Here is a 20,699-nt window from a genome sequence, read left to right on the forward strand (position 1 = left end):
ACCAGAGCGTTCGGGCCGCCGGTACTGGAGAAAGAAAGCATGAGCAACTGGTTAGTAGACAAACTGATCCCTTCGATCATGCGTTCCGAGGTCAAGAAGAGCTCGGTGCCTGAAGGTCTGTGGCACAAATGCCCATCTTGCGAGGCTGTGCTGTACCGTCCGGAGCTGGAAAAGACCCTGGATGTTTGCCCGAAGTGCAACCACCACATGCGCATCGGCGCCCGCGCCCGCATTGACATCTTCCTCGACGCTGAAGGCCGTGCCGAACTGGGCGCGGACCTGGAGCCGGTTGACCGTCTGAAATTCCGTGACGGCAAAAAGTACAAGGATCGCCTGACCGCTGCCCAGAAGCAGACCGGCGAAAAAGATGCACTGATTTCCATGAGCGGCACCTTGCTGGGTATGCCGGTGGTGGTGTCTGCGTTCGAATTCTCCTTCATGGGTGGTTCGATGGGCGCCATCGTTGGTGAGCGTTTTGTTCGCGCCGCCAACTACGCGCTGGAAAACAAATGCCCGATGATCTGCTTTGCCGCTTCCGGTGGCGCGCGGATGCAGGAAGCCCTGATCTCCCTGATGCAAATGGCCAAGACCTCGGCGGTACTGGCGCGTCTGCGTGAAGAAGGTATTCCGTTTATTTCGGTGCTGACCGACCCGGTCTACGGCGGCGTTTCCGCCAGCCTGGCGATGCTCGGTGATGTCATCGTCGGTGAGCCAAAAGCCCTGATCGGCTTCGCTGGCCCACGTGTGATCGAGCAAACCGTGCGTGAAAAACTGCCGGAAGGCTTCCAGCGCAGTGAATTCCTGCTGGAGCACGGTGCCATCGACATGATCATTCACCGTCAGGAACTGCGTCCGCGTCTGGGCAACCTGCTGGCGCAAATGATGGGTCTGCCGACGCCGAAATTCGTCGCTGCGCCAATCGAACCAATCGTGGTTCCGCCGGTACCTGCGAACGTATGACTGAGCGCACCCTTGGCGAGTGGCTCGCCTACCTTGAGCAGTTGCACCCTTCGGCCATCGACATGGGCCTGGAGCGTTCGCAGCAGGTAGCGTCTCGCATGGGGCTGGGTAAGCCGGCGCCTAGGGTGATTACGGTCACAGGCACCAACGGCAAGGGTTCGACCTGCGCATTCGTGGCCTCGTTGCTGCGGGCGCAGGGCCTGAGCGTTGGTGTCTACAACTCTCCGCACCTGCTGCGTTACAACGAACGGGTGCAGGTCAACGGCGTCGAAGCCGCGGATGCCGAGCTGTGCAAAGCGTTCGCCGCAGTCGAGGCCGGTCGTGGCGACACGTCCCTGACGTATTTCGAAATGGGCACCCTGGCGGCGTTCTGGCTGTTTCAACAGGCCGGTCTCGATGCCGTGGTGCTGGAAGTCGGCCTTGGCGGGCGTCTGGATACGGTCAATGTGGTGGATGCCGACATGGCGCTGGTCACCAGCATCGGCGTCGACCATGCGGATTATCTGGGTGATACCCGTGAGTCTGTAGCCTTCGAGAAGGCCGGCATCTTCCGTCAGGGAGCGCCTGCGCTCTGTGGTGATTTGAATCCTCCACAACCTCTGCTGGACAAGGCGCGAGAGCTGGCTTGCCCGTTTTTCCTGCGTGGTCGCGATTTCGACCTCGGCGTGACTGATCACAACTGGCAATGGCGCGGGCTCGACGCTCAAGGGCGAGCGGTCGAGTTGTACGATTTGCCGTTGCTCGATCTGCCTATGGAAAACGCCGCATTGGCCCTGCAGGCCTATCTGCTGCTCGGTTTGCCTTGGGTGGACGCACAGATTATTGAAGCGCTGAAATCGACGCGGGTGGTGGGTCGTCTCGACCGCCGTCAGTTCGACTGGCAGGGCAAGCGCCTGAACCTGTTACTGGATGTGGGGCATAACCCTCATGCCGCCGAGTACCTGGCTCGCCGCTTGGCCAGTCGACCGCCGACCGGCAAGCGTCTGGCAGTGTTCGGTTTGCTGGCTGACAAGGATCTGGATGGTGTTGTCGGTGAATTGAGTGCTAGTGTCCAGCATTGGGCTGTCGCGCCGCTGGACTCGCCGCGTGCGCGCCCGGTTGCCGATTTGCAGGCTGCGTTGCAGAACCTTGGCGCGTCGGTAACGTCCTATGACAGCGTGGCGGCAGCCCTGGAAGGGCAGAGCGCGCTGGCGACGAGCGACGACGAGATACTGTTGTTCGGATCATTTTATTGTGTCGCCGAGGCCCTTGAATGGTTGGCCCGGCGCTCCACGGAGGAAGCGGCAAATGGCATTGCTGGATAAGGCCTACAAACAACGCATGGTCGGCGCGCTGGTGCTGGTGGCGCTGGCGGTGATTTTCCTGCCGATGCTGTTTTCCCGTCAGGATGAGCAGCGTCAGGTGACAGTCGATGCGCCGGCGATGCCGCATGCACCGGAGCTGCCGCAAGTGCAGGTCGAGCCAGTAGCGGTGCCTGAGCCGCAGGCACTGCCTCAAGAGCCTGTGCCTAGCGATGATGAAATCGCTCAGCAGGAAGCGCCGTCGACGCCCGCTGCAACGACGGCCCCTGTGGCTCCGGTACCTGTCGCCAAACCGACCGTCCCGGCACCTGTGCCAGCCGCCAAGGCTTCGACGCCGCCCGCTCAGCCTATCGCAGCTGCACCGACCAGGCCGGATACCACTCAAAGTCGCATCGATGCCAATGGCCTGTCGGTCAGCTGGTCGATTCAAGTGGCCAGCCTGTCGAATCGCGAAAGCGCGGAAAAATTGCAAAAAACCCTGCGCAGCCAAGGCTATAACGCCTATATCCGCTCGGCCGATGGCAAGAATCGGGTGTTCGTCGGGCCGCTGATCGAGCGTGCCGAAGCCGATCGTCTGCGCGATTTGTTGAGCCGCCAACATAACCTCAAGGGTTTTGTCGTGCGCTTCCAGCCCGAACGCGGTTAAAAACTATCGCTCCGATTTGAAATGCACTGACAATCGCCGCTTACCGATCAGCATGGGCTCTGCTAAAATGCGCCGCCTTATCCGTCTGTAGGCTGCACTGTGCCATTTACCTGGGTTGACTGGGCGATCGTTGCAATCGTCGCCATCTCCGCATTGATCAGTCTGAGCCGCGGCTTCGTCAAAGAAGCGCTGTCGCTGGTGACCTGGATCATTGCAGGAGCCGTTGCCTGGATGTTCGGTGGTTCATTGTCCGAGTACCTCGCCGGATATATCCAAACGCCGTCGGCTCGTGTGATCACGGGCTGTGCCATCATGTTTGTCGCCACGTTAATCGTAGGCGCAATGATCAATTATCTTATCGGCGAATTGGTTCGCGTCACCGGGCTTTCCGGGACCGATCGATTCCTCGGCATGGCCTTCGGCGCCGCGCGTGGCGTGCTGCTGGTGGTCGTGGCGGTCGGGCTGTTGAGCCTGGGGCCGGTACAGCAGGACGGGTGGTGGAAAGAGTCACAGCTCGTGCCAAAATTTCTATTGGTCGCAGACTGGTCCAAAAACCTGATTCTCGGGTGGAGCAGTCAGTGGCTTGCCAGCGGTATCAGCGTACCCGCTGAGATACCGTTCAAGGAGCAACTCTTGCCAATGGCCAAAACGCCTCAGTGAGTGTTGTTCAGTTCAGATCCATTAAGTAGGGGTTGCGTCGCATGTGTGGCATCGTCGGTATCGTCGGTAAGTCGAACGTCAATCAGGCGCTGTATGACGCGCTAACCGTCCTCCAGCACCGCGGCCAGGACGCTGCCGGTATCGTGACCAGCCATGATGGCCGGTTATTCCTGCGCAAGGATAATGGCCTGGTGCGTGACGTGTTCCATCAGCGTCACATGCAGCGCCTGGTCGGCCACATGGGCATTGGCCATGTGCGTTACCCGACCGCGGGCAGCTCGACCTCGGCCGAAGCTCAACCGTTTTACGTCAACTCGCCTTACGGCATCACGTTGGCGCACAACGGTAACCTGACCAACGTTGAACAGCTGGCCAAGGAGATTTACGAATCTGACCTGCGCCACGTCAACACCAACTCCGATTCGGAAGTCCTGCTGAACGTGTTCGCTCACGAACTGGCCCAGCGCGGCAAGTTGCAGCCAACCGAAGAAGACGTTTTCGCCGCTGTTACTGACGTGCACAACCGTTGCGTCGGTGGCTACGCAGTCGTAGCGATGGTGACCGGTTACGGCATCGTCGGTTTCCGTGACCCGCACGGCATCCGCCCGATTGTCTTCGGTCAGCGTCACACCGACGAAGGCGTCGAGTACATGATCGCCTCCGAAAGTGTCTCCCTGGACGTACTCGGTTTCACCCTGATTCGCGACCTGGCGCCGGGCGAAGCGGTCTACATCACTGAAGACGGCAAGCTGCACACCCGTCAGTGCGCGACCAACCCGTCCCTGACCCCGTGCATCTTCGAACACGTCTACCTGGCGCGTCCAGACTCGATCATCGACGGTGTTTCGGTCTACAAGGCCCGTCTGCGCATGGGTGAGAAGCTCGCCGAGAAGATCCTGCGCGAGCGTCCGGATCACGACATCGACGTGGTCATCCCGATCCCGGATACCAGCCGCACCGCGGCCCTGGAGCTGGCGAACCACTTGGGCGTCAAGTTCCGCGAAGGCTTCGTGAAGAACCGCTACATTGGCCGGACCTTCATCATGCCGGGCCAGGCCGCACGGAAAAAATCCGTTCGCCAGAAGCTCAACGCGATCGAGCTGGAATTCCGTGGCAAGAACGTCATGCTGGTGGACGACTCGATCGTTCGCGGCACGACCTGCAAGCAGATCATCCAGATGGCCCGCGAAGCCGGCGCCAAAAACGTCTACTTCTGCTCCGCCGCACCGGCCGTTCGCTACCCGAACGTCTACGGCATCGACATGCCGAGCGCCCACGAACTGATCGCCCACAACCGTTCGACCCAGGACGTTGCTGACCTGATCGGCGCTGACTGGTTGATCTATCAGGACTTGCCTGACTTGATCGAAGCGGTCGGTGGCGGCAAGATCAAGATCGACAAGTTCGATTGCGCGGTGTTCGATGGCCAATACGTCACCGGCGACGTCGACGAGGCTTACCTGAACAAGATCGAGCAGGCACGTAATGATGCCTCCAAGGTCAAGACGCAGGCAGTCAGTGCGATCATCGATCTGTACAACAACTAAATCTCTACCGGCCTGTAGGAGCTGGCTTGCCAGCGAAGGCAGTATCACAGGCAACGAAGATGTTGAATGTGATGCCCACTTCGCTGGCAAGCCAGCTCCTACATAGGTGTCTCTCCTCAAGGCCGGTTTCGTATCTACTACCGAATAAGGCAAGGAGTGAGAACATGAGTCAGGATTGGGATGCCGGTCGGCTGGACAGCGACCTCGAAGGCGTAGCGTTCGATACCCTGGCCGTACGCGCCGGTCAGCACCGCACGCCGGAAGGCGAACACGGTGATCCGATGTTCTTCACCTCCAGCTACGTATTCCGTACCGCTGCCGACGCGGCGGCACGCTTTGCCGGTGAAGTGCCGGGCAACGTCTACTCGCGCTACACCAACCCGACCGTGCGTGCATTCGAAGAGCGCATTGCCGCCCTGGAAAGTGCCGAGCAAGCCGTGGCCACTGCCACCGGCATGGCCGCGATCATGGCGGTGGTGATGAGCTTGTGCAGCGCCGGGGACCATGTGTTGGTTTCTCGCAGCGTGTTCGGTTCGACCATCAGCCTGTTCGAAAAGTACTTCAAGCGCTTCGGCATCGAAGTCGATTACGTACCCCTGGCGGACTTGTCCGGTTGGGATGCGGCGATCAAATCCAACACCAAATTGCTTTTTGTCGAGTCGCCATCGAACCCGCTGGCAGAGCTGGTGGACATCGCCGCGCTGGCGGAAATTGCTCACGTCAAAGGCGCGATGCTGGTGGTCGACAACTGCTTCTGCACCCCGGCATTGCAGCAGCCGCTGACAATGGGGGCGGACATTGTCGTGCACTCGGCAACCAAGTTCATCGATGGCCAGGGCCGTTGCATGGGTGGTGTCGTGGCCGGTCGTAGCGAGCAAATGAAAGAAGTGGTCGGTTTCCTGCGCACCGCCGGACCAACCCTCAGCCCGTTCAACGCCTGGATTTTCCTCAAGGGCCTTGAAACCCTGAACCTGCGGATGAAGGCGCATTGCGCCAACGCCCAGCAACTGGCTGAGTGGCTGGAGCAGCAGGACGGCATCGAGAAAGTCCATTACGCCGGCCTGAAAAGCCATCCACAGCACGAACTGGCTCAGCGCCAGCAGAAAGGTTTCGGCGCGGTGGTCAGTTTCGAGGTCAAGGGTGGCAAAGAGGGCGCCTGGCGCTTTATCGATGCGACCCGCCTGATTTCGATCACGGCCAACCTCGGTGATACCAAGACCACCATCACCCACCCGAGCACCACCTCCCACGGCCGTTTGGCGCCGCAAGAGCGTGAAGCGGCGGGCATTCGTGACAGCCTGATCCGCATTGCGGTCGGCCTGGAAGACGTGGCTGACCTGCAAGCCGACCTGGCGCGCGGGTTGGCGGCCTTGTGATCGAGTTGCCTTCGCCGAAAATCGGGTCCAATGGCCGTGTTGCACTGGTCACCGGTGCGGCGCGCGGCATTGGGTTGGGGATTTCGGCCTGGTTGATCAGCGAAGGCTGGCAGGTGGTGCTGAGCGATCTGGATCGGGTGCGCGGTTCGAAAGTGGCGAAGGTGCTGGGCGACAATGCCTGGTTTATCGCCATGGATGTCTCGAATGAAGGGCAGGTGGCGTTGGGCGTCGCCGAGGTGCTGGGCCAGTTCGGGCGCCTGGATGCGCTGGTGTGCAACGCGGCGGTGGCAGATCCGCACAACATTACGCTGGAAAGCCTCGATCTGGCCTACTGGAACCGCGTCTTGGCGGTGAACCTCAGTGGGCCAATGCTGTTGGCCAAACACTGTGCGCCGTACCTGCGCGCGCACAGCGGCGCGATCGTCAACCTGGCCTCGACCCGCGCCGGGCAGTCGGAGCCCGACACAGAGGCTTACGCGGCGAGCAAGGGCGGCTTGTTAGCGCTGACTCACGCATTGGCGATCAGTCTTGGGCCGGAAATACGTGTGAATGCGGTCAGCCCTGGCTGGATCGACACGCGAGACCCTTCTGTGCGGCGTGCCGAGCCGCTGACGGATGCCGATCATGCCCAGCATCCGGCGGGCAGGGTAGGGACGGTCGAAGATGTCGCGGCGATGGTAGCGTGGTTGCTGTCGAAGAATGCCGGTTTTGTCACGGGTCAGGAATTCGTGGTCGATGGTGGCATGACCAAGAAGATGATTTACAGCGAATAGCCCTAAAGCAGTGGCTACTACAGGTTGATGTTGGATGTGCCGGCCTCTTCGCGAGCAGGCTCGCTCCCACAGTAGTTCGCGTATCTTCAGGGAGGATGCATTTCTAATGTGGGAGCGAGCCTGCTCGCGAAAGCTGTCTGGCAGTTGTCTGGATTGACACGATTTTGTCTTTTTCAGAAAAACTTCAATCCTGCTATTGACTTAGGTTCGGTACCTGCGTAAATTTCGCGGCCTCGGAGATGCAAACGGGTGATTAGCTCAGCTGGGAGAGCGTCTGCCTTACAAGCAGAATGTCGGCGGTTCGATCCCGTCATCACCCACCACTTCCGAGAGTCTTGCGAAAGCAAGATGGAAGCTGTAAAAAGCCTCCACCGACGCGCAGCGGTAGTTCAGTCGGTTAGAATACCGGCCTGTCACGCCGGGGGTCGCGGGTTCGAGTCCCGTCCGCTGCGCCATATTTTCCGGATCAGATTTATCTGCTTCGAGATTGAAAAGCTTCTGAGTTTTCAATCAGACGAGTTACTTGGACGAAAGTCCAAAGCGATACGCAGCGGTAGTTCAGTCGGTTAGAATACCGGCCTGTCACGCCGGGGGTCGCGGGTTCGAGTCCCGTCCGCTGCGCCATATCTGCTACAAGGCCCACTGAACGCCTTGGAGCTACGAAGAAAGCCGCTGGTTATGCCAGTGTTTACTTCGAGTCGATAGCAAAGACCCTGGTCGAAAGACTGGGGTTTTTTGTGTCTGAAATTTGGCTTTTCCTTCTCTTTTATTCTCCCTTGCCGGGGCTTTCTGCCTACCTTTCTCCTTGACCTTCTGTAGGTCTTTCGCGACGACGACGTCTGGCAGGGTTGGCCTTGGCCTCACAACTGCTGACCTCATCAATTCTTGTAATAAAAAAATCACAATATTTTAATTCTCCGGTCAGTTTTTTGTATTGGGCTGTTTGCCGCAAGCGCATAAGCCTATAAACTTAACCTTTCGGTCAGCTTTGCAATGTCATTTCAGCCCTTTGTTTCGTCAATAAGGGTTTCTGCACGACTCGAGATTTCCAGTACATAATCAAAAGGGCGGGTCCCTAACCGCCCAGAGGATGATCCATGTCCAACCGTGATATATCCCGGCGCTCGTTCCTTCAGGGCGGGCTGGTAGCGGGTGTGAGCGTGACGCTCACGCCATTGAGCAGCCAGGCGCTGGCAGCCTTGATGGAAAACAGCGTGACCGTGCCGTCCGAGCAATGGCTCGGCAACAACGGCAAGGCGCGCTCGCGCAACGATGCCTTGTCGAAAGTCTGCGGCAGCAAAGTCTTTGCCCGCGACATCCGCGCCAAGGACATGCCGGGCTGGCCGCAGCAGCAAGGCCACGCCATGCTGCTGAAAACCATCAAGGCCGACCGCATCTACGCGGGCATGGACCTGTCGTGGCTCGGCACCGAGTTGCAGCCTGACCGCATCGTCACCGCTGCCGACCTGGAGAAAGACGGCATCGTCTTCCCGGAAGAGCACGCGCCAGATCCGCTGCTGCCGGAAGGCAAAGTGCCAATGTTCATCGGTCACCCCGTGGCGATCCTGATCTGGAACGACTTCGAGCGTTTCCGGCAGGCCAAGGCCAAGCTCAAATTCAATGACAAAGCAATCCGCTACGGTGATATAGCGCCGTTCTACGAACGCGATCCCTACGGCAGCTTCCGCTATGTGCGCGTGGGCGGGGCGACCTCGGCGGACGAGGACGAATTTGCCAGCCTCAAGGACTCGATCCTGTTCCCGATGCTGCGCAACCGTCGCCCGGTGTGGAATTCCCAGCCGAACCTGCACGGCAATCTGACCGAGCGCGGTTTGTTCTACGCTGATCGCATGAAGCAGCAGATCGACACGCCGCCTGACAACTGGCTGGTATTCGACGAGCGCTACAAGACGCCATCGATTGAGCCGGCCGCGTTGGAGCCGGACAACGGCAACGGCTGGTACGACCCTGCAACCAAGACCCTGCATTTCGTCGTGGCCACTCAGTGCCCACTGGAAGCCGCGACTGAAACCGCGAAAATGATCGCCCCGTCGCGTTTCGGCCTGGCGCACCTGAACATGCACCCGGGTTACACCGTCGGCTACGGCTCCAAAGACCACAATATTTTCGTCTACTACGCAGCCCTCGCGGCGTTGTACGGCGCGGGCGTTCCGGTGCGTCTGGCCAACGACCGGTACGAGCAGTTTCAGAGCGGCATCAAGCGTCACCCGTTTGACATCCACTACCAGTTGGCGGTGGACAAGAACGATCACAGCTTCAAGATTTTCCGCGCCGACATGAGCGTCGACGGCGGCGGGCGAGTGAACTACAGCGCGTCGGTGGCGGCGGTTGGCGCCACGGCGGCGCAGTCGATCTACTACATGCCGCAGAACGATTTGCAGGTCACGGCCTATCATTCCCGCGCCGTTGAAGCCGGCTCGATGCGGGGTTACGGCACACTGCAAAGCATGGCGTCCACCGAAATGATGGTCGACGAAATTGCCGATCGCCTCGGCATCGACGCCATCGATCTGCGCAAGAAAAACGCTATGGTCTCGGGTATGAAAAATACCCAGGGCGCGGTGCCGGCGGGTGCTTTGCGCTTGCACGAGATTCTCGACAAGGCTGCCGTTCACGACGTCTGGAAAAACCGCGACGCGATCAAAAAGCAACGCGAAGCGCAGGATCCGGACAACTGGTACGGCGTCGGTTTCGCCATCTGTCAGAAAGACTTCGGCACGGGTTCTGAAGCGCCGATGGCCAGCATCGAGTTCACCGCGCAAGGGCACGTCACCCTACGCCACATCGGTATCGAAATCGGCACCGGCATGTCCACTTCTCAAGCTCTGGTCGTGGCCGATTTCCTCGGTGTTGCGGCGACCGAAGTGAAGACCGGCGAGACCGAATGGAAGGAGTTGCAGCTGATCAGCGGCGGCAACCCTTACATCATGAGTCAGGCCGAGCAAGACAGTTTGCTGCGTAACCCGCGCTGGGTCGGCAAGATCGCCTCGGCCTCGTCGGCCACCAACTCGGCTTATTACTTCAGCCACGCCACCCGTGAAGCGGCGCGCGTGCTGTTCAACCACGGCTTGTGGCCGGCAGCGATGCAGATCTGGAGTCAGGGTCCTTATGGTGGTGCGGCCAACCCTTATGTGGTGCGTCGCGAAGATGCGCATTGGGTCGACGGCAAACTCACCGCCAACGGCATGCAGCCACTGAGCTTTGAGCAACTGGCCAAGCACGCCCACGAGCGTGGCCTGGTCACTGGCGCAACCGTGCACGGTTTCAACCGTTGGAGCTGGGCCGATGCCGAGTTCAGCATCGATGGCGTGCGCGAACGTCTGCCGCTCGATGGCCTGGCGGTCAAGTACGGCGACGGCGCTCCGAGCGTGAAAAAGGCGCAGATGAACAGCGCAGGTTTCCATCTGCTGGATCGCCAGAACGTGCATTACCCCGACACTCAGCTGAACAACGCGGCAGTGACTTACTACAGCCCGGTCGCGACGCTGGTGGAACTGAAAGTCAACAAAGGCTCGGCCGAAGTGCAAGTGCTCAACCATCATTCATGGGTTGAGTGCGGTCGGGTGCTGGTGGAAGAGCTGGTCAAGGGCCAGGTCGAAGGCGGAATCGCCATGGGCATTGGTCATGCGTTGATGGAAGAGATGCCGCTGTACGAAGGCGGGCCGGGGGAGGGTGACTGGAACTTCAACCGTTACCGCCTGCCGATGGCGCGTCATGTGGCGGTCTGGAAGCAGACGTCTGAAATCCTGCCGCCGCTGTCGCCAAGCGATCCATCGAAGGGCATTGCCGAAGTGGTGATGATCCCGGTGGTCGGTGCCATCGGTAACGCTGTGGCACACGCCATCGGCAAACGGGTCCGCGACCTGCCTATCACTTCTGCACGCATCAAGGAGGCCCTCAATGGCTAACCGTCCGCTCCAACTGACCCTCAACGGTCAAACCGTCGGCCCGGTGGACATCCCTGATGACCTGCCGATGATCGATTACCTGCACGAATACAAAAACCTCACTGGCTCGCGTTTGGGTTGCGGACAGGGTATTTGCCATGCGTGCGTGGTGATCGTCGATAACCCGGACGGCACCAGCGAAGAAGTGCGCACCTGCATCACCGGGGCGCATTACTTTGAAGGCAAAAAAGTACGCACCATCGAAGGCCATGCGAAACGCGACGAGCAGGGCAAAGTCACTGAGCTGAACCCGATCCAGCAGCGCTTCGTCGACGAATTCGCCTTCCAGTGCAGCTACTGCGCGCCGGGTTTCGTAAATGCCGCGACCGTGTTGGTGGAAAAGCTGCAACGTCAGCCCATCGTCAAAAGCCAGCTGGAAAAAGTCATCGAGGACAGCCTCGGACACCACATCTGCCGTTGCACTGGCTACGTGCGCTACTACAGCGCGACGCGCAATGTGCTGACCGATCTCGGCCTGGTCAAGGAGGGTTAAGCATGAAGCAGCTACTTTCCCGCCTGGCATTGGCGGTTGGTTTGAGTGCGCCGGTATTGCTGGCTCACGCCGACGATCAGGTCAAGCGCGGCAAATACCTCGCCCGTGCCGCAGACTGCATGGCTTGCCACACCGCGCCGGGTGGCGCGCCGTACGCAGGTGGTCTGCCGATTGTCTCGCCGTTTGGCACAATCTACGGCACCAACATCACCCCGAGCAAAGAGCACGGCATCGGCCTCTACACCGATGAAGAATTCTTCGCTGCACTCACCGAAGGCAAGCGCCGTGATGGCGCCAACCTGTACCCGGCAATGCCGTACACCTCGTATCACCTGATACCGCGCGACGACTCCGACGCGATTCACGCGTACCTGAAAACGTTCGAGCCAATTGAGCGTGCAGCACCGGCCACCAGCCTGAGCTTTCCGTTCAACGTGCGTCTGGGCCTGATGGGCTGGAACATGCTTTATGGCAAGGATGTAAAGCTGACGCCTACCGAGGGCAAAAGCGAAGCCTTCAAGCGTGGCCAGTACATGGTTGATGTGCTCGGTCATTGCGGCGAATGCCACACCCCACGCGGTTTGCCGGGTGCGATGCAACAGGACAAGCGCCTGACCGGCGGCGTGCTCAATGGCTATCTGGCGCCTGGCCTGTTGGCCGATGACCTGGCGGCTCGCGGCTGGAACCATCAAGACCTGAGCTCATTCCTCAAGCACGGCATGAGCGCTCAGGGCACGATGTTCAACGAGATGTTCCCGGTGTTCCACAACAGCACCCAGGGCCTGACTGATCCGGATCTGGCGGCGATGGCGACCTACCTGCTTGGCGATCAACCGCCGGCGGCGAAGGTGCTGACTGACGTGCCGTTCGACAAGCTCACTGCAAGTGCCCAGCGTGGCCGTCAGGAATACCTGAACGTCTGCGCCGGTTGCCATGAGGTTGGTGGTGACGGCAAGCCGCACATTGCTGTGGCCATGCGCGGCAATACCACGCTGCGCCTGGAAGATCCGCGCAACCTGGTGCGGGTGATTGATGACGGTATCGGTGAGCAGAAATTTGCCGGGTTCGAACACATGCAGTCGATGCCAGGTTTCGCTGAGAAGCTCAGTCACGAGCAACTCACGGATCTGCTGAACTACTTGCGTCAGAGCTGGGGTGGTCAGCCGGGTGATCTGGCGGTCAACGCTGTGCAAACGTTGCGTGCCGATGCGCCGCCGCTTGAGCACAAGGCGCACTGACATGCAGCATCTCGATCTGCAAGTGGTGCGCCGGGCGCTGGAGTGGTCAACGGCCGGCCAGCGCCTCTGGCTCTGCACGGTGCTCGCCACCTACGGCTCGGCGCCTCGTGCGCCGGGTTCGCTGCTGGCGGTAAACGCCGACGGGCATTGGATCGGATCGCTGTCGGGTGGCTGTGTTGAGGAGGATTTTCTCGAACGAGTCGCCGAGGGTGCGTTTCTCGAAGCGGTCAGCGTTGTTCGTTATGGCGAGGGCGACGATCCGCGTTCCCGGGTGAGTCTGCCCTGCGGCGGCGTGCTCGATGTGCTGGTTGAGAAGCTTGAACCGGTTTGCGAGGTACAGGCGCATCTACGGGAGCTGGAGTCGGCGCTGTTGGGCCAACGTCGGCTGATCCGCGAGGTCGATCTGTCCAGCGGTGCGCGGAGTCTGTTCGATGATCGTGAGCAGGGTGTGCGAATCGAACGTGAGATCGATCGGGTGCGCGTGCGGATCGGCGCGGCCCAGCGGTTGCTGCTGGCGGGGTATTCCTCGGTTGCTCAGGCGTGTGCAGAGTTTGCCGTCGGGCTGGGTTTCGAAGTGATTCTGTGCGACCCGCGTGACGAGGTGCTGGAAGGCGTGGTGCTGGAAAACGTCGAGATTCGTCGTCAGCTGCCCTCAGTGTTCATTGCTGACGGTGGCTGCCACAGCGATACAGCGGTGGTGGCGTTGACTCACGATCCGCGCATTGATGACCTGGCGATGATGGAAGCAGTGCGCACTGAGGCGTTTTATATCGGCGTGATGGGCTCCCTGCAGACGTCGCAAAAGCGCTTCGAGCGGTTGCGCAGGATTGGTGGTTTGGGGGAGGCGGAGCTGGCGCGGATTCATGCGCCCATCGGTTTGAACCTGGGCAGCAAGACGCCTTCTGAAATCGCCCTCGCCGTACTCGCCGACATTCTGCGAATACGTAGCGGCATCGCGCGGGATCGACTTTGAAACCATGCGCTGAACCCTGTAGGAGCCGGGCTTGCCCGCGATGAGGTCATCCAATTGATACCTGCGTTGGCTGACCTGCCGCTATCGTCGGAGCGCCGCTCGGAGCAGGCTCGCTCCCACTGGGGGGGGCTGACTTCCCAAGCTGATACAAAAAAGGGGCCGCATTCAGCGGCCCCTTTTTTATCAGTATCCGAACTTGTCCCGTAGCCCGTAATACCAGGCACCCAACGCCGCGAACGGTGTGCGTAACAATTGTCCGCCGGGGAACGGGTAGTGGGGCAGGTCGGCAAACGCGTCGAAACGCTCGGCCTGACCTCGCAGCGCCTCGGCCAATACTTTGCCCGCCAAATGCGTGTACGTCACGCCATGACCACTGCAACCCTGGGAATAGTAAATGTTGTCACCCAGTCGCCCGACTTGCGGAAGGCGCGACAGGGTCAGCAGGAAATTACCGGTCCAGGCGTAGTCAATTTTCACGTCCTTAAGCTGTGGGAACGCCTTGAGCATCTTCGGCCGAATGATCGCCTCAATGTTCGCCGGATCCCGCGCGCCATACACCACACCGCCGCCAAAGATCAGGCGCTTGTCGCTCGTCAGGCGGTAGTAGTCGAGTAAGTAATTGCAGTCCTCGACGCAGTAATCCTGCGGCAGCAGGTTGTTCGCCAATTCGTCGCCCAACGATGCGGTGGTGATGACTTGAGTCCCGCAGGGCATCGACTTGGCCGCCAGTTCCGGCACCAGGTTGCCCAAGTAGGCGTTGCCGGCGATGATGATGAATTTGGCCCTGACCTTGCCCTGTGGCGTATGCACCACCGGATTTGCGCCACGCTCGATGCGCACTGCTGGCGACTGTTCATAAATGGTGCCGCCCAGCGACTCCACGGCCGCCGCTTCGCCCAGCGCCAGGTTGAGGGGATGAATGTGCCCGCCACTCATGTCGAGCATGCCACCGACGTACTGATCACAATTCACGACCTCACGGATTCGGCGTTGATCCATCAGCTCAAGCTGCGTATGACCGAAGCGTTCCCACAGGCGTTTCTGGGATTCGAGATGGCCCATCTGCTTGGCAGTGATGGCCGCGAACACACCACCGTCCTTCAAGTCGCACTGGATATTATATTTGGCGACCCGCTCACGAATAATCCGCCCACCCTCGAACGCCATTTGCCCCAACAACTGAGCCTGCTTGGGACCGACGCTACGCTCGATCACATCGATATCGCGGCTATAGCTGTTGACGATCTGGCCACCGTTACGGCCCGACGCGCCAAAACCTACCTTGGCTGCTTCCAGAACCGTTACCTTAAAACCGTTCTCCAGCAGAAACAGGGCAGAGGACAGACCGGTATAACCGGCGCCGATCACGCAGACATCAGTCTCTACATCACCCTGCAAGGCCGGCCGCGGCGGAACCGCATTGGCCGATGCGGCGTAATAGGACTCTGGGTAGGGAGTGTTCTCCATCCTGCAGCCTCTGTTTAATATATTTTACGAGTGCATTGATCCTACTCGAGTTAAAAATCGACCGCCAGCCACCGGAAAATCTTCTTCGTAACCGCAAAATTAAATATTTTGCATATTCATAGGGTTAGCTCGAAAAAAGGTGTTGACACCCCTCCGGAATTCCGTAGAATGCCGCCTCACAGCAGGCACGTAGCTCAGTTGGTTAGAGCACCACCTTGACATGGTGGGGGTCGTTGGTTCGAGTCCAATCGCGCCTACCAAACAAAATCCGCTCTGCTGGGCGGTCTAGAAGGGCTCACCGAAAGGTGGGCCCTTTTTTGTTGTCTGCGATTTGCAAAACTTTTGCAAAACTTTTGCAAAACTCCCACCTCAAAACACCAACTCGGCGCCCACCACCACGTATTCGATCTTCTTCTCGCCGTGCCCCTCCTGATAGTGCTTCGTCATCTTCTCGTCCGCATGACCCATCAACGCTTGAATGTACTCCTGTGGGAATTTCTGCTGTTCATACAGCCATGCCCCCAAAGCGCGGATTTCGTGAAAAGTGGGGCGCTCGCCGGCCGGCACCTGGTCGTAGGCGTGCGCCGCGTCCCTGGCCTTGCTGAACTCCTTGGTCAAATAATCCGGCGTGACCGACGTCCAGTGATCTTTGGCGTCGATCTGCTCCCGGCGGCGGGCCTTTGGCTTGTAGTGGATCAGGTAAGGCGAAACCAGCGGCGACCGCAAGCACTCTCCGACAACCTCACGTAGCGCGGCCCCCATCGTGATCTTCAGGTGGACCGGGTTGTCATATCCCTGAGTCTTACCGGGCGACACCGTCAACGTGTTCTTGTCCATGTCGACGGCCGACTTCAACCAGGTGACGATGTCTTCGCGGCGCTGAAGGCTGGCGAGGGCCAGGCGGATTGCACGCTTAAGCCAAGGCGGCGTGGTTACAGCGTCGATGATCGTCGTCAGCCCTTCGAGCGTGTGCCGTTGGCGCTTCTTCTCGGCTTCTTTCTTTACCAACGTCAGTTCGGCGTTGTTGCGCTCGGCCAAGCCCTTGGCCACGGCGAAGGCGAAGATCTGAACCCAAAGACCGCGGTGCTTCGTGTAGGCATTGTTGCTGAACTGGTCGAGGTATTCGGCCATGGACAAGACGTCTAGTTGCCCGATCAACCGATCACCCAAGTCCTGCCGGTACCGCTCGAGCTTGAATTTGATTTCTTCCAGAGTGCGTGCGGCGTAGGTTCTGTCCGGCAACCACTCTTCTTCGAAGCGTTTCAGCAGGTTGCTCACTATCGGCAATCGATCCCCGGTCAGGACCGCCAGCAGCGAGCCGTCGTCCACCACTAGCTCCGCGAACTTCAGGTTTGCCGCCCTGGCCAGTTTGATCGCTTCCTCTAGAGGTCGGTTGATGCTGGTCATCACGCCGGTGACGGGGTTTCGGTACCGCCAATACTTACCGTTCGGGTAAAGGTTTGGCGGCAACTTTCTGTTTTGAAGCGTGCGTGGCCGGGCAGCCATCAGCCTATCTCCAGCATCTTGGCCAGCAATGGGTCACTTGAGCCCATTATTGCCGCCTGAACGTCAACGAAATACATCCCACCTTTTACCTCTCCAATCACTTCGCCTTCCTCAATCCATTTTTTCAATTGTTGCAGGCTCGGCTTTCCGCCGACGTACCGTAGCTTTCTGTATTCGCCTGCCTCCATGAGGCGCGGCAACTTGACCGTAATTTGGGCCAGAACTTTTGCCATGATGATGCTCCATGCGCGCGTGGCGGCAGAAGGTGGTTATTCGGTTTTGGCGGGGAACCACTCGGTGTCGTATTCAAACGGGCTGACCAACTCCGGTGTGATGCTGGGCAGCTGGCGCTCAAAAGTCAGGTAGCCGTAAGGCTTCTTGAGCCACTCCGCTGCCTCAGGCATGAAGCGCTCCTTGTAGATTCGAAGCAGGTGGTCAGCGGCCGCCTCGTACTGGTCTTCCCGGTAGTTGGCGACGCAGACCCCGCCGCGACAGACACGCCAAACGGTGCGTTTCGGTTGTGCTTCGGCTGCTTTGATCTTGTCGTCCATGGCGGTACGCGCATATTCAGCTAGTTCTTGCTGGATCAGGGCAGACCGCTCGGGAGGCAAATATTCTAGGAAGGCAGCTGTTAGACGGCTGAGCACGATCGTTGCGTACTTGGTGCAGCTGGCTCTATCCAGATCAGTGCTTGGATGCATCAGGACGAGCCTGGTAGCGAGCCCGATATTGCCTTGGTGTGTAACGGCTACGACCGCCGCCTCTATCCGAGTACTCACTTCAGGAGGCAGGATCGCTGGGTAGGAGTGAGTGCTCGCATCGCTGTTGAGCTGAAAGATATCTGGATGGCGCTCATGCAGCGCCTTTACTGCGCCGGCCCGTTCGACCGGCACCAGAATCAGACCCATATCAAAAAGCTCTTTCAGGTATTCCGCGTCGCCCCTTCCAATGAGCACGCATCGCTTGGACTCTGGGTCCATTGCTGCCACTGAATCTTTGGTCATGTGCCTTTCCTCTTGGTCATCCCAAAGCACCCTCGCAAGAAGGTGCTTCAGTGATGCTGTCCGTCCTATTGCCGCCGGAGGGGGCGGGGCGCATTGCTTGCCGGGTCATTCACACGGTTCTGGCGCTTCACCATCGAGCAGCCGTCCAGGTTGTTCCTGTCGTTGGCAGGCTTTCGGGCCTGTCTGCTCGCCGGTCGCCGGTAGAGGCAATGCGGTCTGTTGTTTGTTGCGCTGACTTTTAAAGAGCGGCGCGGCTTTCGCTGCTGGCCGTAGTTGTTTCGGCTTGAGTAAAATATAGGCTTACCTTTATTTTGTGTCAACAGGCATGCCTTTAGTTGTTAGGTTTTGATATTGGGATGCCTTTTTGTCATTCCGCAGACAAAAAAAAGCCCCTCGCTAGAGGGGCCGTGCTGGATCGCGTTAAATTCAGATTTTGCGTGGCGAGCGGCGGACAGTGGACCACCAAAATACTCGACCCAACATTTTCACTTCTTCCCGGAATTCTTCAGAGCCCATGATCTCGTCCGGATAGTCTTCTGTGTTTTCACTTCGAATTCGAATTGCGCCGGCTGGAAGGCGATAAAGGTACTTCACTCGTAGCATGCCGCCATGGTTAAAGGCATAGATCTCTCCGTCAATAATTGAAGTGTCAGATCTATCAAAACCTATAGCTGCCCCGTGAAGGATCAATCTTTCCATGCTGCGCCCATGAACCCTGGCGCACGCTGCGCTTTTACAATCGACCCCGGCGGAGCGTAGCGTGGCATTACTAAAGCGTAGCTTCCGATCAGTAATCTCAATGACCTCGGTCATACCGTCGCCACCGGAGAACTCCACCTGGTCGTAATAGGGCACTTCGCAATCATCTTCGTCCAGTGGGTCTTCATGATCCCAAACGGACAGATCTCCCAATAACTCAGCGTTCGGTTGGGCTTGAATTTTGTAGCCGCCTTTTATGCGCTCGTGAGCAGCGGCATATCCCTCGGCAAGCCAAATAGGATCGACCTCGCAAATTTGAGCCAGCTTCACAAGGTGGCCGCTAGTGCGCGAAAGACCGCGTTCAATTTCCGAGATAGACGATTGCTTGATACCCGCCAGCTCCGCGAGTTGGGCTTGGGTAAGGCCTGCGTTTTTCCGGGCTTGTTTCAATCTGTCTTTGAGTTCCATACCAGACAATTTATAGGCCAGCCTTTATGTTTGCAAAAAGGTATACCTTTGTTTAGAGTAAAGGAATACCTTTATGCCGGTCGGAGTTTTATGAACGCGACATTTAAAAAGCTCGTAGCTCATTTCGGATCTCAAGCGAAAACAGCGAAGGCGCTGAAAGTGAAACAGGGCTCCGTAAGCGGCTGGATCCGTGGGCTTCATGGCTGCTCAGCTGAAGTGGCATTGCGTGCCGAGCGCCTCACAGGCGGAAAAATCAAGGCTGCCGACCTTCGCCCCAGCCTTTCTTCAAAAGCCGCTTGAACAAGATTGCTTGGTGCAACTGAAGATTGCCATCGCGCCGACTAGGTCACCACGGAAACAAATTTGAGGTTTTACGAATGGAAGATTTCTTGAGGGCTTGTCACACCACAATCAAAGAAAGCGGGGCAGAGGAGCTGGCCGGAAAAATGTGCATGGCGCACGTGAGCCTGCTTCAGCGTTCGAACCCGGACAACGCTGCGCACCATCTGACTATCGAGCATCTGTTCGGGATCCTGCTGCACACCGGTGACATGCGCCCATTGGTGACGCTGGCTGATCAGTTCGGTTTCGACCTGATTGCGCGGGAAAAGCCTGCGGTAAAGCCATTGATGGTTGCGCTTGGGCAGCTTTCGGCTGAGTGCGGAGATGTTGGCCGGCTGATCTTTGATGCTGCCGAGGACAACCACATCAGTCAGCACGAAAAAGCCCAAGGCGAGAAGGCCATTCTTGAAGCGATCGATGCGCTGCAAGTTCTGCGCGAATCCCTCAAGGCTGCCTGAATTCCAGACACAAAAAAGCCGACGTACGAGGTCGGCTTTTTCAACAGCGGCAAAACTTTGTGGAGATGATTATGCACAACCAGATCACCCCCGGCAATACCAGCCATGTCGCGACACTTTTAGGGCATTCGCAAAACGTATCGCGTCACACCATGTCGTCACGCGAGATTGCCGAGCTGACCGGCAGCACGCACGACAATGTCCTGAAAACCATCCGTGGCTACGTTTCCAAGGGTGTCGTTTCTTCAAACGACACCCCCTATGTCCACCCGCAGAACGGCCAGGTCTACCGCGAGTTCTTGCTTTCTCAGCGAGACACTCTCGTGGTCGTATCGGGTTACAGCGTTGAGCTGCGCGCTCGGATCATCGACCGCTGGCAGGAACTCGAAGCCCAAGCGGGCCAGTTCCAAATCCCGGCCACATACGCCGAGGCGTTGCAAGCAGCTGCCGATCAGGCCCGAGACAACCAGTCGCTTAGATTGGTAATTATCGATCAAGAGCCGAAAGTCGCAGCCATCAAGCGCCTGGCTGCTGCCGGCGGTGCGATCTGCATCACTGACGCCGCCAAGCATCTGCAAGTCCAGCCGTCGAAGCTCTTCGCCTGGCTGGAACAGTACCGCTGGATTTTTCGGCGCCAAGGCTCAGGCCGGTGGACTGCCTACCAGCCGCGTATCACGTCCGGCTACATGATCCACAAAATCACTTCCTTGAAGGCTGATCCTGAAACCGGCGTTGAGCGCGCAGCCTTCGATCCATTGGTCACGCCGAAAGGTCTTGCCCGTTTGGCTGAAATCAATATCGGAGCCTCGCTGTGAGTGTT

At 58.7% G+C, this 20,699-nt stretch carries 19 protein-coding genes and 4 tRNA genes; 18 read left to right on the forward strand and 5 right to left on the reverse strand.

Going from position 1 to position 20,699, the window contains the following annotated elements:
- The first annotated feature begins 39 nt into the window (after positions 1 to 39).
- From accD to KGB06_RS01785, 14 genes are all read left to right on the forward strand, one after another.
- Positions 40 to 960 (forward strand): acetyl-CoA carboxylase, carboxyltransferase subunit beta, encoded by a 921-nt coding sequence (gene accD, locus KGB06_RS01720; protein WP_223511456.1) that lies wholly within the window; start codon positions 40 to 42, stop codon positions 958 to 960.
- Positions 957 to 2,264: a bifunctional tetrahydrofolate synthase/dihydrofolate synthase gene (gene folC, locus KGB06_RS01725; protein ID WP_223511457.1), complete on the forward strand. Its 1,308-nt coding sequence runs from the start codon at positions 957 to 959 to the stop codon at positions 2,262 to 2,264. Before accD ends, folC begins: the two co-directional genes overlap by 4 nt.
- Positions 2,248 to 2,907: an SPOR domain-containing protein gene (locus KGB06_RS01730; RefSeq protein ID WP_223511459.1), complete on the forward strand. Its 660-nt coding sequence runs from the start codon at positions 2,248 to 2,250 to the stop codon at positions 2,905 to 2,907. Before folC ends, KGB06_RS01730 begins: the two co-directional genes overlap by 17 nt.
- 99 nt (positions 2,908 to 3,006) lie before the next feature.
- Positions 3,007 to 3,567, forward strand: coding sequence for a CvpA family protein (locus tag KGB06_RS01735; RefSeq protein WP_046026887.1), 561 nt, complete (start codon positions 3,007 to 3,009; stop codon positions 3,565 to 3,567).
- A 41-nt stretch (positions 3,568 to 3,608) separates the two neighbouring features.
- The gene (purF, locus tag KGB06_RS01740) at positions 3,609 to 5,114 is read left to right on the forward strand and encodes an amidophosphoribosyltransferase (protein ID WP_007935163.1); all 1,506 of its coding nucleotides are present in this window, start codon (positions 3,609 to 3,611) and stop codon (positions 5,112 to 5,114) included.
- Between the two features lie 164 nt (positions 5,115 to 5,278).
- The gene (locus tag KGB06_RS01745) at positions 5,279 to 6,490 is read left to right on the forward strand and encodes an O-succinylhomoserine sulfhydrylase (RefSeq protein WP_223511460.1); all 1,212 of its coding nucleotides are present in this window, start codon (positions 5,279 to 5,281) and stop codon (positions 6,488 to 6,490) included.
- Positions 6,487 to 7,263, forward strand: coding sequence for an SDR family oxidoreductase (locus tag KGB06_RS01750; RefSeq protein ID WP_223511462.1), 777 nt, complete (start codon positions 6,487 to 6,489; stop codon positions 7,261 to 7,263). The genes KGB06_RS01745 and KGB06_RS01750 overlap by 4 nt, the downstream gene beginning before the upstream one ends.
- A 247-nt stretch (positions 7,264 to 7,510) precedes the next feature.
- Positions 7,511 to 7,586, forward strand: a tRNA-Val gene (locus KGB06_RS01755).
- A gap of 55 nt (positions 7,587 to 7,641) precedes the next feature.
- Positions 7,642 to 7,718 (forward strand) — tRNA-Asp (locus KGB06_RS01760).
- A gap of 92 nt (positions 7,719 to 7,810) precedes the next feature.
- Positions 7,811 to 7,887: transfer RNA gene (locus tag KGB06_RS01765), tRNA-Asp, on the forward strand.
- A 473-nt stretch (positions 7,888 to 8,360) separates the two neighbouring features.
- Positions 8,361 to 11,192 (forward strand): xanthine dehydrogenase family protein molybdopterin-binding subunit, encoded by a 2,832-nt coding sequence (locus tag KGB06_RS01770; RefSeq protein WP_223511464.1) that lies wholly within the window; start codon positions 8,361 to 8,363, stop codon positions 11,190 to 11,192.
- The gene (locus KGB06_RS01775; protein WP_223511466.1) at positions 11,185 to 11,724 is read left to right on the forward strand and encodes a (2Fe-2S)-binding protein; all 540 of its coding nucleotides are present in this window, start codon (positions 11,185 to 11,187) and stop codon (positions 11,722 to 11,724) included. The genes KGB06_RS01770 and KGB06_RS01775 overlap by 8 nt, the downstream gene beginning before the upstream one ends.
- 2 nt (positions 11,725 to 11,726) lie before the next feature.
- On the forward strand, positions 11,727 to 12,962 hold the full coding sequence (locus tag KGB06_RS01780; protein WP_223511467.1) for a c-type cytochrome: 1,236 nt from the start codon (positions 11,727 to 11,729) through the stop codon (positions 12,960 to 12,962).
- Position 12,963: 1 nt separating this feature from the next.
- Positions 12,964 to 13,935, forward strand: a complete 972-nt coding sequence (locus tag KGB06_RS01785; RefSeq protein ID WP_223511468.1) for an XdhC family protein — start codon at positions 12,964 to 12,966, stop codon at positions 13,933 to 13,935.
- A 183-nt stretch (positions 13,936 to 14,118) separates the two neighbouring features.
- On the opposite strand, the gene KGB06_RS01790 is transcribed toward KGB06_RS01785, so the two are convergent.
- Complete coding sequence (locus KGB06_RS01790) at positions 14,119 to 15,402, reverse strand: NAD(P)/FAD-dependent oxidoreductase (RefSeq protein WP_223511469.1); 1,284 nt, start codon at positions 15,400 to 15,402, stop codon at positions 14,119 to 14,121.
- A gap of 183 nt (positions 15,403 to 15,585) precedes the next feature.
- On the opposite strand from KGB06_RS01790, the gene KGB06_RS01795 reads away from it, so the two are divergent.
- Positions 15,586 to 15,662: transfer RNA gene (locus tag KGB06_RS01795), tRNA-Val, on the forward strand.
- 109 nt (positions 15,663 to 15,771) lie between these two features.
- Here the strand turns inward: KGB06_RS01795 and KGB06_RS01800 are convergent.
- The 4 genes from KGB06_RS01800 to KGB06_RS01815 form a co-directional block, all read right to left on the reverse strand.
- On the reverse strand, positions 15,772 to 16,908 hold the full coding sequence (locus KGB06_RS01800; RefSeq protein ID WP_223511470.1) for a tyrosine-type recombinase/integrase: 1,137 nt from the start codon (positions 16,906 to 16,908) through the stop codon (positions 15,772 to 15,774).
- The gene (locus tag KGB06_RS01805; RefSeq protein WP_223511471.1) at positions 16,908 to 17,141 is read right to left on the reverse strand and encodes a hypothetical protein; all 234 of its coding nucleotides are present in this window, start codon (positions 17,139 to 17,141) and stop codon (positions 16,908 to 16,910) included. Before KGB06_RS01805 ends, KGB06_RS01800 begins: the two co-directional genes overlap by 1 nt.
- Before the next feature lie 36 nt (positions 17,142 to 17,177).
- On the reverse strand, positions 17,178 to 17,912 hold the full coding sequence (locus tag KGB06_RS01810; protein WP_223511472.1) for a hypothetical protein: 735 nt from the start codon (positions 17,910 to 17,912) through the stop codon (positions 17,178 to 17,180).
- 426 nt (positions 17,913 to 18,338) lie between these two features.
- The gene (locus KGB06_RS01815) at positions 18,339 to 19,079 is read right to left on the reverse strand and encodes an XRE family transcriptional regulator (RefSeq protein WP_223511473.1); all 741 of its coding nucleotides are present in this window, start codon (positions 19,077 to 19,079) and stop codon (positions 18,339 to 18,341) included.
- A gap of 90 nt (positions 19,080 to 19,169) precedes the next feature.
- Here KGB06_RS01815 and KGB06_RS01820 point away from each other — a divergent pair, with 90 nt between their 5' ends.
- The 3 genes from KGB06_RS01820 (at position 19,170) to KGB06_RS01830 (ending at position 20,694) form a co-directional block, all read left to right on the forward strand.
- Positions 19,170 to 19,379, forward strand: coding sequence for a transcriptional regulator (locus KGB06_RS01820; RefSeq protein ID WP_223511474.1), 210 nt, complete (start codon positions 19,170 to 19,172; stop codon positions 19,377 to 19,379).
- A 77-nt stretch (positions 19,380 to 19,456) separates the two neighbouring features.
- Positions 19,457 to 19,879 (forward strand): phage regulatory CII family protein, encoded by a 423-nt coding sequence (locus KGB06_RS01825; RefSeq protein WP_223511638.1) that lies wholly within the window; start codon positions 19,457 to 19,459, stop codon positions 19,877 to 19,879.
- A 152-nt stretch (positions 19,880 to 20,031) separates the two neighbouring features.
- Positions 20,032 to 20,694 carry a Rha family transcriptional regulator gene (locus KGB06_RS01830; RefSeq protein ID WP_223511639.1) on the forward strand — a complete coding sequence of 221 codons (663 nt, stop codon included), beginning with the start codon at positions 20,032 to 20,034 and terminating at the stop codon, positions 20,692 to 20,694.
- The last annotated feature ends 5 nt before the right edge of the window (positions 20,695 to 20,699 follow it).

The sequence above is a fragment of the Pseudomonas sp. GL-B-19 genome (genome assembly GCF_019956415.1).
Lineage (GTDB): Bacteria > Pseudomonadota > Gammaproteobacteria > Pseudomonadales > Pseudomonadaceae > Aquipseudomonas.

What these genes read in the sequence shown, in the direction of transcription:
- KGB06_RS01810 (WP_223511472.1), bottom strand. Translation starts at nt 17,912, where the DNA reads ATGACCAAAGATTCAGTGGCAGCAATGGACCCAGAGTCCAAGCGATGC.
- purF (WP_007935163.1), top strand. Translation starts at nt 3,609, where the DNA reads ATGTGTGGCATCGTCGGTATCGTCGGTAAGTCGAACGTCAATCAGGCG.
- folC (WP_223511457.1), top strand. Translation starts at nt 957, where the DNA reads ATGACTGAGCGCACCCTTGGCGAGTGGCTCGCCTACCTTGAGCAGTTG.
- KGB06_RS01825 (WP_223511638.1), top strand. Translation starts at nt 19,457, where the DNA reads ATGGAAGATTTCTTGAGGGCTTGTCACACCACAATCAAAGAAAGCGGG.
- KGB06_RS01815 (WP_223511473.1), bottom strand. Translation starts at nt 19,079, where the DNA reads ATGGAACTCAAAGACAGATTGAAACAAGCCCGGAAAAACGCAGGCCTT.
- KGB06_RS01775 (WP_223511466.1), top strand. Translation starts at nt 11,185, where the DNA reads ATGGCTAACCGTCCGCTCCAACTGACCCTCAACGGTCAAACCGTCGGC.
- KGB06_RS01770 (WP_223511464.1), top strand. Translation starts at nt 8,361, where the DNA reads ATGTCCAACCGTGATATATCCCGGCGCTCGTTCCTTCAGGGCGGGCTG.
- KGB06_RS01790 (WP_223511469.1), bottom strand. Translation starts at nt 15,402, where the DNA reads ATGGAGAACACTCCCTACCCAGAGTCCTATTACGCCGCATCGGCCAAT.
- KGB06_RS01820 (WP_223511474.1), top strand. Translation starts at nt 19,170, where the DNA reads ATGAACGCGACATTTAAAAAGCTCGTAGCTCATTTCGGATCTCAAGCG.
- accD (WP_223511456.1), top strand. Translation starts at nt 40, where the DNA reads ATGAGCAACTGGTTAGTAGACAAACTGATCCCTTCGATCATGCGTTCC.
- KGB06_RS01830 (WP_223511639.1), top strand. Translation starts at nt 20,032, where the DNA reads ATGTCGTCACGCGAGATTGCCGAGCTGACCGGCAGCACGCACGACAAT.
- KGB06_RS01805 (WP_223511471.1), bottom strand. Translation starts at nt 17,141, where the DNA reads ATGGCAAAAGTTCTGGCCCAAATTACGGTCAAGTTGCCGCGCCTCATG.
- KGB06_RS01745 (WP_223511460.1), top strand. Translation starts at nt 5,279, where the DNA reads ATGAGTCAGGATTGGGATGCCGGTCGGCTGGACAGCGACCTCGAAGGC.
- KGB06_RS01800 (WP_223511470.1), bottom strand. Translation starts at nt 16,908, where the DNA reads ATGGCTGCCCGGCCACGCACGCTTCAAAACAGAAAGTTGCCGCCAAAC.
- KGB06_RS01730 (WP_223511459.1), top strand. Translation starts at nt 2,248, where the DNA reads ATGGCATTGCTGGATAAGGCCTACAAACAACGCATGGTCGGCGCGCTG.
- KGB06_RS01785 (WP_223511468.1), top strand. Translation starts at nt 12,964, where the DNA reads ATGCAGCATCTCGATCTGCAAGTGGTGCGCCGGGCGCTGGAGTGGTCA.
- KGB06_RS01780 (WP_223511467.1), top strand. Translation starts at nt 11,727, where the DNA reads ATGAAGCAGCTACTTTCCCGCCTGGCATTGGCGGTTGGTTTGAGTGCG.